This window comes from Ignatzschineria larvae DSM 13226 (assembly GCF_038500265.1).
GTDB lineage: Bacteria > Pseudomonadota > Gammaproteobacteria > Cardiobacteriales > Wohlfahrtiimonadaceae > Ignatzschineria > Ignatzschineria larvae.
Map to the genome: position 1 here is coordinate 1,757,508 of NZ_CP150637.1, position 17,818 is coordinate 1,775,325.

Consider the following 17,818-nt stretch of genomic DNA (forward strand, 5'->3'; position numbering starts at 1 on the left):
AACTTCGGCGATAATCTGCACCTTTTATCAATAACTGCTAAAATAACTTCGTATTTTAACTAGGAGTACATAACAATGACAGAACAAGCAACACTTGACAAAATCCATCGCCAAGTTACAGAAAATCCTGTGGTGATCTATATGAAAGGTAGTCCACAATTCCCGATGTGTGGTTTTTCAAGCCGTGCAGCACAAGCATTAGCAGACACAGGTCTTCCTTTCTCATTCGTAAATGTGATGGATGATCCTGCTATTTTTGAATGTTTACCTAAATATGCAGAATGGCCTACATTCCCACAAATCTACATCGGTGGCGAATTAGTCGGCGGATGCGATATCGTTTTAGAATTAGCAGAGCGCAATGAGCTCAAGCAGATGATGAACGAAGCGATTGAAAATCAACAATAAGAATCTGTAATAAGAACTTGTGATAGTCGATATTCGTAATTGTTTCATTGAATATCACAAATATCACATTTTAAAAGATCCTCAAAAGACCCATTGCAAAATGGGTCTTTTGTTATATCCCTGAGCAAATAGCGATCATATTTCAAAGTGCTACGATAATTTGCGCAACAAATTGCATGAGAATCGATAACACATCACATCAATACCTCGCTATAATAGCCTCAAACATCTATTATAAAGATATCGGTCAGTCATTAGTGGTAAGGAGTCAACCATGAAACAAGTATTTGAAATTAAACATCCTCTTGTCGTCCATAAGATCGGCAAGATGCGTAAAGCAGAGATCTCTACTAAAGATTTTAGAGAGCTTGCGTCTGAAATAGCGCAATTATTGGCGTATGAAGCAACTAAAGATTTAGAAACTGAAAAACGCACCATTCAAGGCTGGGCCGGTGATGTTGAAGTTGAACAGATTAAAGGGAAAAAGATTACGATCGTTCCTATTCTTCGTGCGGGTATCGGCATGCAGCAAGGTGTTTTAGAGCTTATTCCTGGTGCTCGTGTTTCCGTTGTCGGATTTGAGCGTGATCATGAGACATTAGAGCCTCGTGCTTACTATCAGAAGCTCACAACTCATATGGAAGATCGAACAGCGCTTATTATTGACCCTATGCTTGCCACCGGCGGCACAGCCATTGCAACCATCGATCTACTTAAAAAGGCGGGTTGTAAACATATCAAAGCCCTCTTTTTAGTCGCCGCACCTGAGGGGATTGCGAAACTCCATGAGAAGCACCCTGATGTGGATATCTATACTGCTTCTGTCGATCAAGGGCTCAATGAAGATGCTTATATTCTTCCTGGTCTTGGCGATGCCGGCGATAAGATTTTCGGCACTGTAGAGTAGATCTAAGCGTCTTATCCCTCGCTTGAATCAATCCGCTGAATCTCATGAAACGTTGATTGATTCAAGCTTATACTAATCGATAGCCTTATGTGCGCTAATAGCATTACTACTGAGATTAACAATTCATCGCCCTTAGTAAGTTAACCCTATCAGCTTATGAAGACCAAGCCATAGAAAAAACGCCTTTATAACTTCTATAAATTTTTTGACATTTCTTGGTTTTTTCATTTTTTCACGTTACCGATCTGACTCAATTTCTCTGAAAATCCCCATTTTAACGATCTCTTGTACTATAATATAATCAGCTAGTTACGATTATTTGTTTAAAATTCGGCCCATTTAAAGGATAATAGAACCTTCATTCCCTTTTACACCATTTGTAAAGAGACGAGATATATATGATTCCTCTGTTTAGAAAAATCCCTTTATTTACCAAATCAGTGATGCTTCTGCTACTGTTAAGCACACCGACGATGAGCTTTGCTCTTGAAGAGAGTGAAGATCAATGGTTTATTGCCGGTAAAAAAGCCATTATCAAAAAAGATTGGGATCAATACCAACTCTATCGGGACAAGCTAAGCGAATCAACGCTCCTCCCCTATCTTGAGTTTTACTACTACCAAGAGCGGATCGATGATAGCGACCCACAGGAAGTATTAGATTTTGCCGATCGTTATGCCGATGAGCCCTTTGCCAACACGCTTAAACTAGTACTTTTCAAAGATCAAGAGCGCAAAAAACACTCGCAATTTATCCTCGATAATGCCCAATTTGCCAATACCTTAGCGCTTCGTTGCTATCTCTATAATGCGCAATTACAACAATCGATTTTAGATCTTAATGAGTTTGAACAAGAGTGGGTTGCACAATTACAACTCCCTTCAGGATGTGCTGTTGTCGAGAAGTTTTGGCTCGAGAAAAATCAGGATCAAAGCCTTATTGAGACCAAAATCATCAATCTACTACAAGCTGGCCGAATTACTAAAGCAAGGGAACTCCTCGACTCTCTTCCTACGGAAAAACAAGCTTATTTTGAGTATTTCAGCAATCTAATGGAGTCTCCTAGTCTACTTATAACAACCGATATATTCTATCCTGATGCAAAGAATCTCTATGCAAAAGTACTACAAAAATGGTCAAATCAAAATTCGCTGCAAGCAGAAAAAGGGCTAGAATTTGCCCATGCACATAATCTCCTTTCAAAAGAAGATTATATTACCCTTCGTAATCGTATCGCCGTATTCCAAGCAGGACGAAGCGATGTGGTAGCACCGCTCGATAAGATCCTTGAAATTCCAAGTGATGAACGAGATGATCAAGTACTACAATGGGGATTTCGCTTAGCGGCGAAAGAGGGAAATTATCCTATTGCGCTTGCCCTTCTCTCAAACCTCTCACCTGAGGCTCAAAAAGAGGATGTTTGGCAATATTGGTTAGCCCGTAGCTATGATGCTGTTGGCGATCATGAACAAGCAAAATACCATTATGAACAGATCCAAAATGAACCCTCATTCTACGGTTTTCTAGCAGCTGATGAGCTTCATCATAAATATGAAACCATTCAAGCAATCGCCGCTGAGAAGATGAAACCGCAAGTGATTCCATTGAATAATCGTTTCTCAATGGCCTTACTACTTGCGAAAGTCAATGAAGAGTATTTTAGTCGTGTAAAATGGCAAGAAGCACTTCGTAATAGCAATAAAACAGAACAAGCGGCAGGAAGTGTTGCTGCCTTTGATGCCGGATTTTACAATTTAGGGCTACAAGCTGCGGCAAGAGCTCGAGTTGAGGGAGGATTACCTTACCGCTATCCGGTGGCTTATACTGAAATTATCGAAAAATATAACGATAACTTTATTACAGAACCCATCGTTTTAGGATTAATTCGTCAAGAGAGTCTCTTTCATGAAAAGGCTAAATCGCCAGCGAGTGCTTATGGTTTAATGCAACTACTGATTCCTACAGCAGAAAAGATGTCTTCGACTCTCAATGAAGAGGAACGTAGTTCACTTTATGATCCAGATGCCAATATCCGTTATGGCATTACCTACCTTAAAACCTTACAAAATAGTGTCGGTCAATGTATCCCTTATATGCTCGCAAGCTATAATGCCGGGCCTCACAATGTTAAGAAATGGCTTCCCGATAACGATCAAGAGATCGATATGGCACTCTGGATTGAGACGATTCCCTTTTATGAGACACGAGGCTATGTAAAAAATGTCTTAAGCAATGCCATTATCTATCATACACTTAAGGAAGAGCCATATCGTTTAATGGATTATCTTAACTGCACAACAACATCCACTGAGGTGACGAGCAATGTTCCTTAAGTTACTCTTTATAGCTATTATTGTTACTGGTATTATTATCTACTTTAAACGCAAATGGGCACCGAAAGAGCCTACTATTATTGATCGCCCAACACCAATCTCTTGGTATAAGGCGGCACCGGCACTTTTTACCCCGGCAGAACAGCTCTTTCTCTCAAGTTTAGAGACAGCGCTTCATGGTGTACCTGTTAAAATCTTTGGAAAAGTGCGCATCGCCGATATTTTAAAAGTACGCCCAGGACTTGCTAAAAGCGACTATCAAGGGGCTTTTAGTAAGATCTCTGCCAAACATGTGGACTTTGTGCTGGTCAATCCACTGACAACAGCCCCGCTACTCATTATTGAACTTGATGATAGTACTCACGAGGCTCACCACCGTAAAGTACGGGATGCTTTTGTCGATGAAGCGATGTACCAAGCACAGATACCGATTCTCCATGTTCCATTGCGTCAACGCTATGATGAGAATAATCTCCGGGCACAAATAGTAGAAATTCTGCGTCAAAGTAATGAGTATCGCCATCAAGCGCTTTAGAGTAGCATCATGTTAAGATGAAAACCACCTATCCGCAGCGGCACTATTTCTATGTATTAGAGTGCAATGATCAGAGTCTCTATACCGGTTATACTCCTCAATTAGAGCAACGTATTGCGACCCATAATGCCGGCAAAGGGGCAAAATATACCAAGGTCCCTGCCCGCCGGCCGGTGCGCCTCTATTACTACGAAATTTTTGCAACGAAACAGGCAGCAATGCAACAAGAGTATGCTTTCAAAAGGCTCACAAGAGCCCAAAAGATCGCCTACATTAAAGCCCATCAATCAAAAACAGTCGTGTAAAGAAGACAGTAGATTAAGATGGCTTCCCCTATTCAGAATACTCCTTAGATGAATTGTCAACATTGCCCAGTGAGTTGCGGTAGAATAATACCTTAATTAACAATATTCTGATTAGGGGATCGTAAATGAAAGCAGAGATTATTGTCAGTGGTTCAGAGATGCTCTTAGGACAATCCATTGATACCAATGGCCCTTGGATTGCACGTCGACTGAGTGAAATCGGTATTGATTGTCATTTTAAAACCACTGTAGGCGACAATCTTCATAATATGGCGAGCACTTTTAGCCGTGCATTAGAACGTGCTGATGTCATTCTCTGTACAGGTGGCCTTGGACCGACACAAGATGATATTACGAAAGAAGCCCTTGCCGAAGCGGTTCAGCGCCCTTTAATCTATGATGAAGCACTCGCCGAGATGATTCGCGATAAATTCCGCAAGCGTAATCGAGAGATGTCTGATAATAATCTACGTCAAGCATACTATCCGGAGGGTGCGCATATTTTAGCAGCCTTTCCTGGCACAGCACCTGGCGTTCATCTACAAATCGGCGAAAAGCATATCTTCTTAATGCCGGGTGTTCCGTCAGAAATGAAAGTGATGATGCGCGACTCAATTCTTCCCTATCTCTCCCAATTACTGCCTAAAATTGAACGAGTCTATACTCGTACGCTTCGCTGTTGGGGGAAAGGGGAATCCGATATCTCGGCGCTGTTAGCCGATATTAATGATGAGCTTGATCATCTGCCTAACCCTAAACTCTCTTTCTTAGCTTCCGGTATTGAGGGTATCCAGGTACGTTTTTCTGCAAAAGCAGATTCAGAAGAGAATGCAATGGCTCTCATTAAACCCTTTGCACAACGCGCACAGAAAATCTTAGGGAACCTCTGCTTTGGCGAGGGAAAAGCGAGCATGGAAGAAGCCGTTGCAGAGTTACTTGAATCTAAAAGTTTAACACTTGCGCTCTTTGAATCCTTTAGTGAGGGGATGATCTCGATGCGCTTAAATGAGAAGAGTGCAACAGAACATTATTTCCGAGGTGCTTGGATCGAGAGTCGGCATCAAGCACTCTCTATTGAACGCTATAAAGAGAAATTAGCCTATATCCAATCACTTAGTAAGGCTGATATTGTCGCTACAGTGCATGGTGAAGCACATAGTCATAACAATATGACATTAACGCTACTCTGCCAACAAGGGGAAACGCTATTAGAGAAAACAATGGTTATTCCGCATTTTAATGAACATGATACCGTCAGTTTCTCAGTCATTAACTTACTGAATATGATTCGCCTCTCTCTTTTAGGCGCATTAGATTAGTCATGCCATTATTCTTATTCACCAAAAGATATTGAATCAACAGCCAATCAATTATGAATCAATCTAATACAATCTCTCAAAAGCCTGCTGATATTCGTGTGGTCGCCGGTATCATCTGGAATCAAGATCGCAGTCAAATTCTTCTCAGTCGCCGAAAATCCACTCAGGAATTTGCCGGCCTTTGGGAATTCCCCGGCGGGAAAGTCGAGCAAGATGAGGCTGATCAAACAGCAATTATTCGAGAATTAAAGGAAGAGCTTGCAATTGAAGTCACAGAGCTCTCCCTTGCCCTTCAATTTCGTTATAATTATCCACATAAATCTATTGATTTCATGATCTACGATATTACCCGATTTACCGGCGAACCTATCGGAGCAGAGTCCCAACAAGTAACCTGGTTCTCAAAAGAAGCGCTCTCATCGCTCACCTTTCCTGAAGCCAATCAGAAAATGGTTGAGTATATTGTAAATACTTCACATCCCCTATTTTAAGATCAATTTTCTACCAAATTGCGTTAGCAGAAGAAAAATAGAAATAACTGCTAACCCTGCACCAGCAAAAGAGACATCTTGATACGAAAACTCTAACTCAATCACTAGACCTCCTAAAGCAGCGCCTAAGGCATTTCCTAAATTAAATGCCCCAATATTAATAGAGGAAGCTAATGCTGGTGCCTTTTGCGCTGCATTCATCACGATAACTTGTAAAAAAGGAACAACACCGAAACTCGCTATTCCCCAAAGAAAAAGAAGTATAAATATTATTATTGAATGATGCCCAATAGTAGGAATCAATAGCATTAAAATCGTAAGAACAACTAAGAATAGAAATAATCCTCTAATCAAAGCAAGATCGGCAATCTTCCCTGCTAACCAGTTCCCAAGTGAAAAACCAATACCGATAATCACTAAAGCAAGTGTGATACTATTTGTTTGAGCATCGATCATTTCCTGTAATACAGGGGCTATATAGGTATAGAGAGTAAACATTGCACCAGCACTCATCACGGTTGTGAGTAACGCTAAAATAACTGATAATTGGGTCATCTCCCGCACTTCAGATTTAACATCTACTCTATTGCCTTGCATTCCTTTTGGAATAAAGCTAAAAAGTGCCACGATCGTCACAATACCTAAGATTGAAATAGCCATAAAGGAACGCTCCCAACCAATATTCTGACCAAGCCAAGTGGCAAATGGCACACCGAAAATATTGGCAATGGTCAGTCCCATAAACATCATAGCAATTGCGCTTGCTTGTTTATGCTTCGGTACCACACTTGCAGCCACTACTGAACCTATTCCAAAAAAAGCGCCATGATTAAAACTTGTAATTACTCGTGCAATCATTAAAACAGTATAATTAGGTGCAATTGAAGCTAAAACATTCCCTCCCGTAAAAATAATCATCAATAAAATCAATGATAAACGCCTAGAAAACCGGCCAAGCCACAATGTCATGATAGGCGCACCGACCATCACCCCTAATGCATACCCTGAAATCAATAACCCAGCCTTAGGTATAGAAACAGAGATACCCTCCGCAATCTGAGGTAAAAATCCCATTGGAGAGAATTCCGTTACTCCGATTGCAAATGCGCCTATCGCAAGCGTTAATAAAATAAGGTAGCTGTTAATTTGTCTACCATTAGAAGCTAAAGGAACTGATTCAGCAGATGATGATTTTGAATGAATTGATTCGACTTGCATAAAGACTCCATCCCCCTTCTATAAAATGTGATCCTTAAGAAACTAAAGGAGGTATTCGACATGAAAAATAAGTAGTTCCTATAAATATTAGGAACTTGAAATGATTGTTATTTTTTGTTGTTTTTTGATACATGTAATAACAGAGCAATTTTATAGACTTTTTTATGTCAGATAAAGTCACAATTGAGCAATAGATTATTGTAAAGAATGCAATAATATCTAGATTAGGAAAAATCTAGAGTAATGAAATTAAATATTATGAAAACTACTATCGAAGAATTAATTATTTTTAGTACAATTGCGCAACAAGGGACAATCTATCAAGCTGCCGAACAATTGCAACAGACCCCATCTTCTATTAGCCGAGCACTTAAAAGGTTAGAAAAAAAACTCAACCTAACGCTTATTGAAAGAACCACGCGAAAACTAAAATTAACGCATAATGGTAATGTATTTCTCCGTTATGCAAGAGAAATTATTAACAAATTACAAGAAGCGGAAGATAGTTTATCGAAGATCGATCAAGATATTAATGGCGTCATTAGAATTGACTCTGCAACTCCATTTGTCTTGCATGTCTTAACGCCTATCGTTATACAGTTTTTAGAAAAACATCCCAATATTGAAATTGAACTTACCAATAATGAACATATTATTGATCTGTTGAGTCATAATATAGACATTGCTATCCGCATTGGATCGCTAAAAGATTCAAGTTTACATGCTAAATATCTCACAACTACACGCTCCCTACTTGTTGCAAGCCCTGACTATTTAGCTAGGCAAGGGATACCTCAAAAAATAGAAGATCTCACCCGACACCAGACTATTGGCTTTTCCGAATTTGAACAGTTAAATTGTTGGCCCTATCTCGACCAACAATTAGAATGTCATTTTTTAAGTATGCCTAAAATAAGAGCTTCAAGTGGAGAAACAGTAAGATCCTTTGCCATAGCAGGCGCAGGAATTGCCTATCTTTCTTCATTTTTAGTCATAGATGATATACAGCAAGGTCGATTACTAGAAATTCAACCTCAAGGCCTTATCAATAAAAATCAGGAGATCCACGCTGTTTACCACCATCAAGGCTATCTCCCTAAACGTATGAGAGTATTCATCGATTTCCTTTGTGAAGCACTACAGCATGATTCATCTATAGATTTCTAAACTACCACAAGAAGAAATAATATCTCATCAAGCATTGATGCAATGTTATTTATAATTTGAGTGCCAATGGAATAATCATCTCCAGTGTTAATCCAGGTTTAGCGACTTTCATCACGCGTTTTTTCGCTTCAGTTTGGTTATAGCCTAAGCTCACTAAGGCTTCAATCGCATCATCCGTAATCACTTGAGGATCAGCCGTAATAGGCTCAGTGCCCCCTAGAAGATCATCAAATCCTGCTGCAGGGGCGAGATTTTTCACTTTATCTCGTAACTCGATAATGAGACGCTCTGCTGTTTTCTTACCCACACCAGGCACTTTCGTTAAACTTGCTAAATCATCACGATTAATGACTCGGTAGAGCTCTTCAGCCGATAGACCGGAGAGGATCAATATCGCGCTTTTAGGACCAATGCCGGAAACTTTAATCAGAAGCCGAAAAGCTTCTCGTTCTTTAGGGCTTGAAAAGCCATATAATAAACTTGCATCTTCCCGAACTACGTGGTGAATCGTGAGCTGTACCTTCTCGCCCTCTTGTGGCAATTGCGCAAAGCTACTCATCGGCAATTCTACTTCATAGCCAACACCATTAACATCCACTAAAGCTTGGTTGGGTAAGCGCTTCTCTGCCAAGATACCTGTTAATCGTCCAATCATAATAATCCTTCCATTCTTCGGTGAAATGCGTGTGTGAGTGCAGCGGCTAACGCATCAGCCGCATCTGCTTGGGGTTTACGATTGAGTTTCAATAGACTCTGCACCATATGTTGCACTTGTGCTTTCTCAGCATGCCCTTGCCCTACAATCGTCTGCTTAATCCGCGTGGCCGCATATTCTACTACTTCAAGCTCGGCCATCGCAGCCGCACAGATGGCAACACCACGTGCTTGTCCTAGCTTCAGGGCTGATTGGGGGTTTTTATGCATAAAAACTTCTTCAATCGAGAGTACTTGAGGCCGATAGAGCGCAATGAGTTGATCAACACCTTGAAAAATCGTTAATAAACGCACCGACATAGGGGCTTTCGTATCCATACGAATACAGCCGGAGTCCACATAACGTGGCTTCCGGCCGCTAATATCGATGACACCATAGCCCGTAATACGTGAGCCTGGGTCAATCCCTAAAATAATCATCGATAATTCTCAATTACAGGATTACTTGAAGATTTCCGCTAAGATCTCATCTGAGATATCAGCGTTAGAGTAGACTTTCTGTACATCATCAAGATTCTCTAATGCTTCTACCATCGCCATCACTTTCTCAGCGGCTTCAGCATCAATTGCGACATTGTTATCCGCATATTGTGTCACTTCAGAATCTTCAGGCTCAAAACCTGCTTCAACCATTGCATTATGCACTTCTGCATAGCTTTGTGGCGTGGTTAATACTTCGATAGAACCATCGTCATCTACGACGACATCTTCAGCACCGGCCATAATCGCCGCTTCTGTAATACCATCTTCATCAGAACCCGCAGGATATGATAAAACGCCTAATTCTCTAAATTGGAATGCCACAGAACCATCTGTCCCTAAATTACCGCCATATTTAGTAAATGCGTGACGCACTTCGCCGGCAGTCCGGTTACGGTTATTCGAAAGGCAATCTACCATTACGGCAACACCACCGGCACCATAACCTTCATAACGAATCTCTTCATCAGGGGGGCCATCTGAGATACCAAGACCACGATTAATCGCTCTCTCAATAGTATCTTTTGGCATATTAGCGCCATACGCTTTATCAACCGCTAAGCGTAAGCGAGGGTTTGCGTCAGGATCGCCGTTGCCGGTTGCTCGCACAGCAATCGTAATCTCACGAATTAATTTGGTGAATATTTTCCCACGTTTTTTATCCTGCGCACCTTTACGATGCTGGATATTTGCCCATTTACTATGACCTGCCATATTTAATCACCCTTATTTTGACAAGAGAAGAAAAGAGGGCATTTTATCATAAAAAGGCGCACAATAACTATCATTACTATGATAATCCCGATCATTTGTTGATTAATATACAAATTGTTCTACTCGTTCTATTCGTTCTATTTCCTCAATTATGGCTCAATAGAGATTTCCATTATTTTCCGCTGCAATATTTCACTTAACTATTTTACTTTAAGCTCATCACTGCTATCCTCTCTATTCGGCTCTCTGATTTTGAATGGATATAGCAAAAGATATGTTACAAACGCTCCTTTGGGTTCTGCTCCCGCTCTTTCTTGGCTTTGCCATTCCACTTAAAAATAGACGTTTGATTCGATTTGTCGATCAAGCACTGATTGCGTTGATCTATCTTGTACTCTTTATTATGGGGCTGAATCTCTCTCTGATTCCTGATCTTTGGAATCAATTGCAATCGATATTTGGTAAAACTGCGGTTTTTATCATCGCCATTTTAGGCCTAAATATGGTAACGCTTCTCTATCTCGATAAGCTGCTTCCTTTTAAAATCAAAGAGGATCGTCCACCGCAAGGTTCTACTTGGCACTCACTTTGGGGCTCTTTTAAATTAATCGGCACCATTATTCTAGGATTAATTGTAGGATTGCTCGCTAATCAATATGTCAAAGTACCGGAACATATTGCGGAAATCGCCATTGTGATTCTCCTTGCTTGTGTCGGTCTACAACTCCGCGCAAGTGGTATCAAACTCAAAGCGGTGCTCTTTAATCGCTATGGGTTAATCTTGAGCTTCTTTTTCATTATCTCCTCCTTTTTAGGGGGAATCATTGCCGCTCTCATTCTAAAGATGCCGGTAGTCCAAGGACTCGCTATTAGTTCCGGCTTTGGCTGGTACTCACTTTCGACCATTATTCTCCAAGATGCACATGGCCCTATTATGGGCTCTATCGCCTTCTTTAATGATCTTTTTCGAGAATTTTTTGCCTTTATGATAATTCCGCTACTAATGGCGCGTTTCCCACTGACCGCCGTGGGTTCTGGGGGTGCAACATCTTTAGATTTTGTACTACCGGTTATTCAGCGCGCCGGCGGGCCACAAGTGGTGCCCATTGCCATTAGCTTTGGGTTTATTACCAATCTATTAGCGCCGATTTTCCTCGTCTTTTTTGCAAATCTATAAATAAGACAAATACTACTGAATCAGGCCGGAAAATGGATCATCTTTGGCTGATTGTGGCGATTGGGTGCCTTTACGATTGGCAGCACTTGTTGATGTCTGGGGTGCGATATGATGATTCGCTTTTTCGGCAATCGGTTCAGGTGCTTGCGCTAATACCGCTTCTGCTTCTTCACGTAATTCATCATCAAACGCTTGCGCATAATCTGAAGTTTCCAAAGTATTCGCTTTCGCAAATTGTTGTTTTAGATGTTGTCTTATTTCTTGTCGTTGACGGCGCAAGCTTTGCCGAGCTTTAAAGAGCACAATACCGAAGATCAACTCCACTGCGACAATGAGTATCGCAAAGAGCAACGCGCCTGTACTGAAGTTCATAAAATCTTCTTGATAAAAGCCCTCATAAAGTAATTGACCAATCCCTACTCTTCCGATAAAACCGGCGATAGCCACTGCGCTAATAAGGGAAATAGCTAACTGCCGAGCACTGCGAATAAATTGTATGGCAAAGCCTTCCTCTTCTGCTCGGTCAATGAGATTTTGTAGCATAAAATACGCAAAACGCAACGCGCCCCATCCCATCAGTAAAAGTTGCAACATCTGCTCAAAAGGTAATATATTGCCGTAATAACTGAGAGTAATCATCAATAAGAAGAGAATAATAAAGGGATAATCCCCCAATAACGTTACTGCAAAGCGTAAAACACCGGCAATAAGACGCATAATCGGGCCCTGCCCACGACGCAATCCTGCAAGTAATAACCCCAGTAGAGAGCCGGCAATAAGACTGACAAAAAAGGCACCTAGAAGAAGCGCAATAGTTTCGCCCATCAAATGCTGTAGTAGAGCTTCCTGTTTAAGCCAATAATCAAAAAATGGATACATAATCCCTCGTCCTATCATTCATATCAATTCATACTATGTTACAGATTTTTGATGATCTAATCACAATAGGAAAATCTTTGCAGATAATTTCTCGTGAGATTCAAAATTCAAAATTCAAAATTCAGAATCAAATTGTAATAACGCCCTAATTTTACCACTCTTTCACATAATATATTGTTATTTCCAAATAATTCCCGCCACGCTCAATAGTACTACTTGACACTTTTATCAACTCCTCATACTATGGCATTAAACTATATAATTTTATATATTATAAAATATATAAGTTTAATCCCCCTTAACCTAGCTTTAAAACAAACTTTAAAACAAGATTTAAAACGGCATTCAAAATAACACTTAAAATAACTTTCAAATCAATTGACTAATAGACATTATTTATCTGATGATCGTTATTACAATCACTTTCTATAAGGATTTTATTATGCAAAAGAATATCGGTTCTACTGATTCAATCATCCGTATTATTATCGGCCTCATTCTCTTAAGTTTAGTGTTTATCGGCCCTAAATCACTTTGGGGATTAATCGGACTTGTCCCACTATTAACAGGGATCTTCCGTTACTGCCCACTCTATCCGGTATTAGGGATCAATACTTGTAAGAAATGTGCAGAGAAAGATTCAGGGAAATAGATTCAAACCTGATGTCATCTCTCTGATGACCATCACGACAAAAAGGCTTGTGATTCGCAAGCCTTTCTATATTTTCTACTGTTCAATCACCGGCAATACGCTAAAAGAGATCGACAAAACTCATATTATCGGTAATCACACTAGTTACACCGAGTTCTAATAAGCGCTTCGCTTCATTGGGATCATTCACCGTATAGACCATTACAAAACAATCAATCTCCCGACAACGTTGCATAAATGCTTCGGTCACAAGCGGATAGTAAGCCACCACGCCTTGGCATTCTAAGGCTTGTAACTGCGCGATCACTGTCTCGATATCGGTCTGATCTTCATCAAGCAGTAACGCTCTCGGCAGAGTCGGTGCAATCTCTTTAGCACCTTTGAGCGCATCAGGTTCAAAAGAAGAGAGCAAAAATTGTCGTTTCACACAAGAAGTCGTTGGATTCTCCACAAGATCATCGTAGAGCCGATCAAATAGCGCTTCTAAAGGCTCATCAAAGAGTAGATCTAAACAGCTATCCAGGCGAGATAAGATCAGATCTTGCAACAATGTGGCAACCGCTTTACCTGTCTCATAAGCTTCGCCAGGATTCGGCTTAATCTCAATATTTAACCGATATTGATTAGCGACAATATAATCCACTAATGCGCCCAAACGAGGTACCGGTTCGCCTGTATATTCAGGGGAATGCCAACTGCCGGCATCAAGCTGTGAGAGTGCATTCCAAGTCAGTTTTTTCGCTTCCCCTTGGCCATTAGTCGTGCGCTCTAGCGTTGAATCGTGCAGTAAAAAGAGGATATCATCTTGCGATAATTTCGCATCACATTCAAACATCGTAAAACCATAAGAAGCGCCTAAACGAAAAGCCGCTAATGTATTCTCCGGTGCTTCCTTGCCAGCACCACGATGTGCAATTACTGTCGGATAGCTCTCTATTATCTCATTACTCATAACAATCCCTGTTTCTGCTCTCATAATTAGCCTTTATATCGTTATTTTGAATATCGTTATTAATGTTGTTATTAATGTCGTTATTACCTGATCACTCAATTTACAGATCTTTTTTATAATCCTAGGTTCATAGCCACATTATCAGTGACTTTTTCTGTCACTCTTAGTGGTATTCACATAAGTTGAACTGCTACTCTCAATAATATCTAAATGATAATATATTGCAGATTATTTATTATCAAATAATATTTGATAACACCAAAATACTTGTGAATATATTATTAATATTTTGATTTAAATATTATTTTCAGCATCACAAGAGCTTAAAAAAAACTTTAAGGACTTTGAGAATTTTGAGAACTTGAAAATCTAAGCTCAAAAGAGCGATCACTAGCATTTACCATTGCCATTATCCGCCCTTATAATCTATCTTTATAATTCACCTTTATAGCCTGATCTTATAATACAACCCGCTTTTGTGTATCTGCATCAAACCAATAGAGCGATTGTTGTGGGAACTCTAATTCAAGTCGCTCTCCTAACTGAAAACGACCGATATTCTCAATATTATGCGATTGCTTCACCGTTAGCATTGTTCCTAAGAGATCGCAATAGAGTAGAATTTCTGAGCCTAATGTTTCTGCTAGGGTTAATGTTGTGGGAATCGTTGGCATTCTATGGCTTGTATCCGTCGCCTCTTGTGAGCGCAAGATAATATGCTCAGGTCGAATCCCGACAATCCACGATCTTTTTCCTGTAGCTCGTAGCGCTTCCGGCACGATAATGCCGGGTAATAACTGCCCTTGAAAATAGAGCCCGGCATCCGTAATCTCCACCGGAAGCAGATTCATCGCCGGCGATCCCATAAAATTGGCGACAAAAGTGGAAGCCGGTTCGTGGAAAATCTCTTGGGGAGTCCCAAATTGCTCAATATTCCCACCATTCAAAATAATCATTCGATCCGCTAAGGTCATCGCTTCTGTTTGATCGTGAGTGACATAGAGTGAAGTAATACCAATCTCATTATGTCGCCGGCGAATCTCTAATCGAGTGGAAGTGCGTAGTTTAGCATCGAGATTTGAGAGTGGCTCATCAAAGAGGAAGAGCTTTGGCTTACGGACAATGGCTCGCCCCATCGCAACCCGTTGCCGTTGTCCGCCGGAGAGCGCATTCGGTTTCTTATCAAGATGCATCTCAATATCGAGCATTTTAGCAGTTTCTCGAATACGCCGATCAATCTCATCTTTGGGCATTTTCGCAAGTTTTACCCCATACGCCATATTCTCGCGGACGGTCATATGAGGATAGAGCGCATAGTTTTGAAAAACCATCGCAATATCCCGCTGTGCTGGCTCTAACATCGTGACATCTCGGTCGCCAATCATAATCTGTCCACTAGAAGACGCCTCTAAGCCGGCAATGACCCGCAATAATGTTGATTTACCGCAACCTGAGGGGCCGACTACAACGATAAACTCCCCCTCTTCAATTGCAATATCGATCCCTTTTAGAATCAAATTTCCCGGTTTACGCTGTGTTCCATAATGTTTGGTAATGCCCTTTAATACTACATTTGCCATACTCTTTTTATCCTTTTATTCAATCTGCAGATTCATTCTTCTCAGATTCGTTATTCTCAGATTTGTTATTCTCGATGCTGTCAGTTGATCGCTTCCATCTTATTGCCAATGGTCAACGGCTTAACGACTTATCATTAATCGTAAACCTACTTTTCACTATCAATGAGCCCTTTCACAAGCCACCGTTGCATCGCAAGAATAACGATCATCGGCGGGATTAACATCAGTACCACCGTTGCCATCACAATATTCCAATCCACTAAACTATCGCCGCTTCCCATCATCTGCCGTAACCCCACAGAGATCGGGAACATCTCTTCCCTTGTGATCATCAAAAGAGGCCAGAGATATTGATTCCAACCATAGATAAATTGGATCACAAAGAGGGCTGCAACGGTGGGAATAGAGAGCGGCAATAAAACATCTTTAAAGAAGCGCATTGCACCGGCACCATCTACGCGCGCAGCTTCCAATAACTCATCCGGCACCGTACTAAAAAATTGCCGGAAGAGAAATGTCGCGGTAGCCGAAGCAATGAGCGGAATTGTTAATCCGGCGTAGCTGTTGAGCATATGCAGATTGGCGACCACATCAAATGTCGGGATAATTCGAACCTCAACCGGAAGCATTAAGGTAATAAAGATAATCCAAAAAATGAGCATTCGACAAGGAAAGCGAAAATAGACAATGGCAAAGGCTGAGGTTAATGAGATCGCAATTTTCCCCACCGCAATAATGAGTGTCATCACTAGGGAAACCCACAACATTCTCGCAGCGGAATAAGCCACCGTTTCATCTTTGCCAAAAAGGGCAATTTTATAATTTTCAAGCATCTGATCGCCCGGCAATAGCGAAAGCGGGACATTCACCACTTCTGAAGCGCTCTGAGTGGACGCGATAATTGCAAGATAGATCGGAAAGCAGACTAACAACACTGCAAGAATAATCATCATATGCGCAAAAATGCGTAATCCTAAACGATTCTCAATCATTTGCCATTCCCCTTACGATCGATATATCGAAATTGAATAATCGTTAATATTAGAACAAAGCCCATCAATACCACCGATTGCGCCGCAGAACTGCCGTAATTCATACTCTTAAAGCCATCGAAATAGATTCGATAGACTAAAGTTGAAGTGGCATTCCCAGGGCCTCCCTGCGTTAAACCATCGATAATCGCGAACGTATCGAAAAAAACATAGACGATATTAATCACACAAAGGAAAAAGGTCGTCGGCCATAAGAGAGGAAATTCAATGGTAAAGAATCGGCGCCAAGGACCGGCACCATCTATGGCAGCAGCTTCCGTTAACGATTTAGGAATCGCTTGTAATCCAGCATAAAAGAAGAGGAAATTATAAGAGATCTGTTTCCAAATAGAGGCGATAATCACAAGCCACATTGCTTGATCGGCATTGAGCTGATGATTCCAAGTAATACCCACTTTTGCCAGAGCATAACTCACTAATCCGAAAGAGGGCGCAAACATAAAGGTCCATAATACGCCCACCACAATCGGCGATACGGCGTAAGGTAGGATCAAAGCTGTACGATAAAAGGTAATAAAACGCGCGATCTTCTGCATAAAAAATGCTAAAAAGAGTGCAATCATCAAACCTAATAGCGTCACCCAAAATGAGAAATAGAGCGTCGTATAGATTGCTTCTAAATAGATCGGATTGCCAAAGAGCACTGCAAAGTTTTCAAAACCGACCCACTCTTTAGAGAGGCCAAACATATCCTCTAACTGAAAGCTCTGCACCATTGCTTGAACGGCCGGCCAATAGAAGAAGATTAAAATAATCGCTAATTGCGGCAGCATCAAAAACCAAGGCAACCAGCGGTAATGTTTAAAATAGAGTTTCATAATAGTATTAACATTCTCTTAATAATGCGCTGAATAATGCTCTTCATATTGTCGGCATCGAATCTTTCGGCGAATCTTGCGGCATAAATGCAAGACAATAAAAAAGCGAAGCAGCCC

Annotated in this window: 19 protein-coding genes; 10 read left to right on the plus strand and 9 right to left on the minus strand. The window is 40.8% G+C overall.

Going from position 1 to position 17,818, the window contains the following annotated elements; genetic code table 11:
• The first annotated feature begins 75 nt into the window (after positions 1 to 75).
• The 7 genes from grxD (at position 76) to mutT (ending at position 6,298) form a co-directional block, all read left to right on the plus strand.
• Positions 76 to 408, plus strand: coding sequence for a Grx4 family monothiol glutaredoxin (gene grxD / locus WMO13_RS07240; RefSeq protein WP_026879024.1), 333 nt, complete (start codon positions 76 to 78; stop codon positions 406 to 408).
• A 274-nt stretch (positions 409 to 682) separates the two neighbouring features.
• A complete protein-coding gene (gene upp / locus WMO13_RS07245; RefSeq protein ID WP_026879025.1) occupies positions 683 to 1,315 on the plus strand; it encodes a uracil phosphoribosyltransferase in 633 nt (210 codons plus the stop codon).
• Positions 1,316 to 1,713: 398 nt separating this feature from the next.
• On the plus strand, positions 1,714 to 3,648 hold the full coding sequence (locus WMO13_RS07250; protein ID WP_026879026.1) for a lytic transglycosylase domain-containing protein: 1,935 nt from the start codon (positions 1,714 to 1,716) through the stop codon (positions 3,646 to 3,648).
• Positions 3,638 to 4,183, plus strand: coding sequence for a DUF2726 domain-containing protein (locus WMO13_RS07255; RefSeq protein WP_051396240.1), 546 nt, complete (start codon positions 3,638 to 3,640; stop codon positions 4,181 to 4,183). Before WMO13_RS07250 ends, WMO13_RS07255 begins: the two co-directional genes overlap by 11 nt.
• Before the next feature lie 17 nt (positions 4,184 to 4,200).
• Positions 4,201 to 4,488, plus strand: a complete 288-nt coding sequence (locus WMO13_RS07260; RefSeq protein ID WP_026879027.1) for a GIY-YIG nuclease family protein — start codon at positions 4,201 to 4,203, stop codon at positions 4,486 to 4,488.
• A 125-nt stretch (positions 4,489 to 4,613) separates the two neighbouring features.
• A complete protein-coding gene (locus WMO13_RS07265) occupies positions 4,614 to 5,807 on the plus strand; it encodes a CinA family nicotinamide mononucleotide deamidase-related protein (protein WP_051396241.1) in 1,194 nt (397 codons plus the stop codon).
• A gap of 53 nt (positions 5,808 to 5,860) precedes the next feature.
• Entirely contained in the window at positions 5,861 to 6,298 is a 438-nt protein-coding gene (mutT, locus tag WMO13_RS07270; protein WP_051396242.1) for an 8-oxo-dGTP diphosphatase MutT, read from the plus strand.
• On the opposite strand, the gene WMO13_RS07275 is transcribed toward mutT, so the two are convergent.
• Positions 6,290 to 7,444 (minus strand): MFS transporter, encoded by a 1,155-nt coding sequence (locus WMO13_RS07275; RefSeq protein ID WP_026879029.1) that lies wholly within the window; start codon positions 7,442 to 7,444, stop codon positions 6,290 to 6,292. The two genes, mutT and WMO13_RS07275, sit on opposite strands and share 9 nt — an antisense overlap.
• Before the next feature lie 330 nt (positions 7,445 to 7,774).
• Here WMO13_RS07275 and WMO13_RS07280 point away from each other — a divergent pair, with 330 nt between their 5' ends.
• On the plus strand, positions 7,775 to 8,683 hold the full coding sequence (locus WMO13_RS07280; RefSeq protein WP_026879030.1) for a LysR substrate-binding domain-containing protein: 909 nt from the start codon (positions 7,775 to 7,777) through the stop codon (positions 8,681 to 8,683).
• Positions 8,684 to 8,732: 49 nt separating this feature from the next.
• On the opposite strand, the gene ruvA is transcribed toward WMO13_RS07280, so the two are convergent.
• From ruvA to WMO13_RS07295, 3 genes are read right to left on the minus strand one after another with little or no spacing between them, the layout of a single operon-like run.
• Complete coding sequence (gene ruvA / locus WMO13_RS07285; RefSeq protein ID WP_026879031.1) at positions 8,733 to 9,338, minus strand: Holliday junction branch migration protein RuvA; 606 nt, start codon at positions 9,336 to 9,338, stop codon at positions 8,733 to 8,735.
• Positions 9,335 to 9,817 carry a crossover junction endodeoxyribonuclease RuvC gene (ruvC, locus tag WMO13_RS07290; RefSeq protein WP_026879032.1) on the minus strand — a complete coding sequence of 161 codons (483 nt, stop codon included), beginning with the start codon at positions 9,815 to 9,817 and terminating at the stop codon, positions 9,335 to 9,337. Before ruvC ends, ruvA begins: the two co-directional genes overlap by 4 nt.
• 21 nt (positions 9,818 to 9,838) lie before the next feature.
• Positions 9,839 to 10,591 (minus strand): YebC/PmpR family DNA-binding transcriptional regulator, encoded by a 753-nt coding sequence (locus tag WMO13_RS07295; protein ID WP_026879033.1) that lies wholly within the window; start codon positions 10,589 to 10,591, stop codon positions 9,839 to 9,841.
• Positions 10,592 to 10,865: 274 nt separating this feature from the next.
• Between WMO13_RS07295 and WMO13_RS07300 the strand changes: the two genes are divergently transcribed.
• Positions 10,866 to 11,768 carry a lysine exporter LysO family protein gene (locus tag WMO13_RS07300; protein WP_026879034.1) on the plus strand — a complete coding sequence of 301 codons (903 nt, stop codon included), beginning with the start codon at positions 10,866 to 10,868 and terminating at the stop codon, positions 11,766 to 11,768.
• Between the two features lie 12 nt (positions 11,769 to 11,780).
• On the opposite strand, the gene WMO13_RS07305 is transcribed toward WMO13_RS07300, so the two are convergent.
• The gene (locus tag WMO13_RS07305; RefSeq protein WP_026879035.1) at positions 11,781 to 12,647 is read right to left on the minus strand and encodes a hypothetical protein; all 867 of its coding nucleotides are present in this window, start codon (positions 12,645 to 12,647) and stop codon (positions 11,781 to 11,783) included.
• A gap of 442 nt (positions 12,648 to 13,089) precedes the next feature.
• On the opposite strand from WMO13_RS07305, the gene WMO13_RS07310 reads away from it, so the two are divergent.
• Complete coding sequence (locus WMO13_RS07310; RefSeq protein ID WP_026879036.1) at positions 13,090 to 13,299, plus strand: YgaP family membrane protein; 210 nt, start codon at positions 13,090 to 13,092, stop codon at positions 13,297 to 13,299.
• Positions 13,300 to 13,399: 100 nt separating this feature from the next.
• Here the strand turns inward: WMO13_RS07310 and WMO13_RS07315 are convergent, their stop codons facing one another.
• The 4 genes from WMO13_RS07315 to ugpA all read right to left on the minus strand — a co-directional run bounded on the left by WMO13_RS07315 (position 13,400) and on the right by ugpA (position 17,701).
• A complete protein-coding gene (locus WMO13_RS07315; RefSeq protein ID WP_026879037.1) occupies positions 13,400 to 14,251 on the minus strand; it encodes a glycerophosphodiester phosphodiesterase family protein in 852 nt (283 codons plus the stop codon).
• Between the two features lie 458 nt (positions 14,252 to 14,709).
• On the minus strand, positions 14,710 to 15,831 hold the full coding sequence (locus tag WMO13_RS07320; protein ID WP_026879038.1) for an ABC transporter ATP-binding protein: 1,122 nt from the start codon (positions 15,829 to 15,831) through the stop codon (positions 14,710 to 14,712).
• A gap of 146 nt (positions 15,832 to 15,977) precedes the next feature.
• Complete coding sequence (gene ugpE, locus WMO13_RS07325; RefSeq protein ID WP_026879039.1) at positions 15,978 to 16,823, minus strand: sn-glycerol-3-phosphate ABC transporter permease UgpE; 846 nt, start codon at positions 16,821 to 16,823, stop codon at positions 15,978 to 15,980.
• Positions 16,820 to 17,701, minus strand: a complete 882-nt coding sequence (gene ugpA / locus WMO13_RS07330) for a sn-glycerol-3-phosphate ABC transporter permease UgpA (protein ID WP_034855780.1) — start codon at positions 17,699 to 17,701, stop codon at positions 16,820 to 16,822. Before ugpA ends, ugpE begins: the two co-directional genes overlap by 4 nt.
• Positions 17,702 to 17,818: the final 117 nt, after the last annotated feature.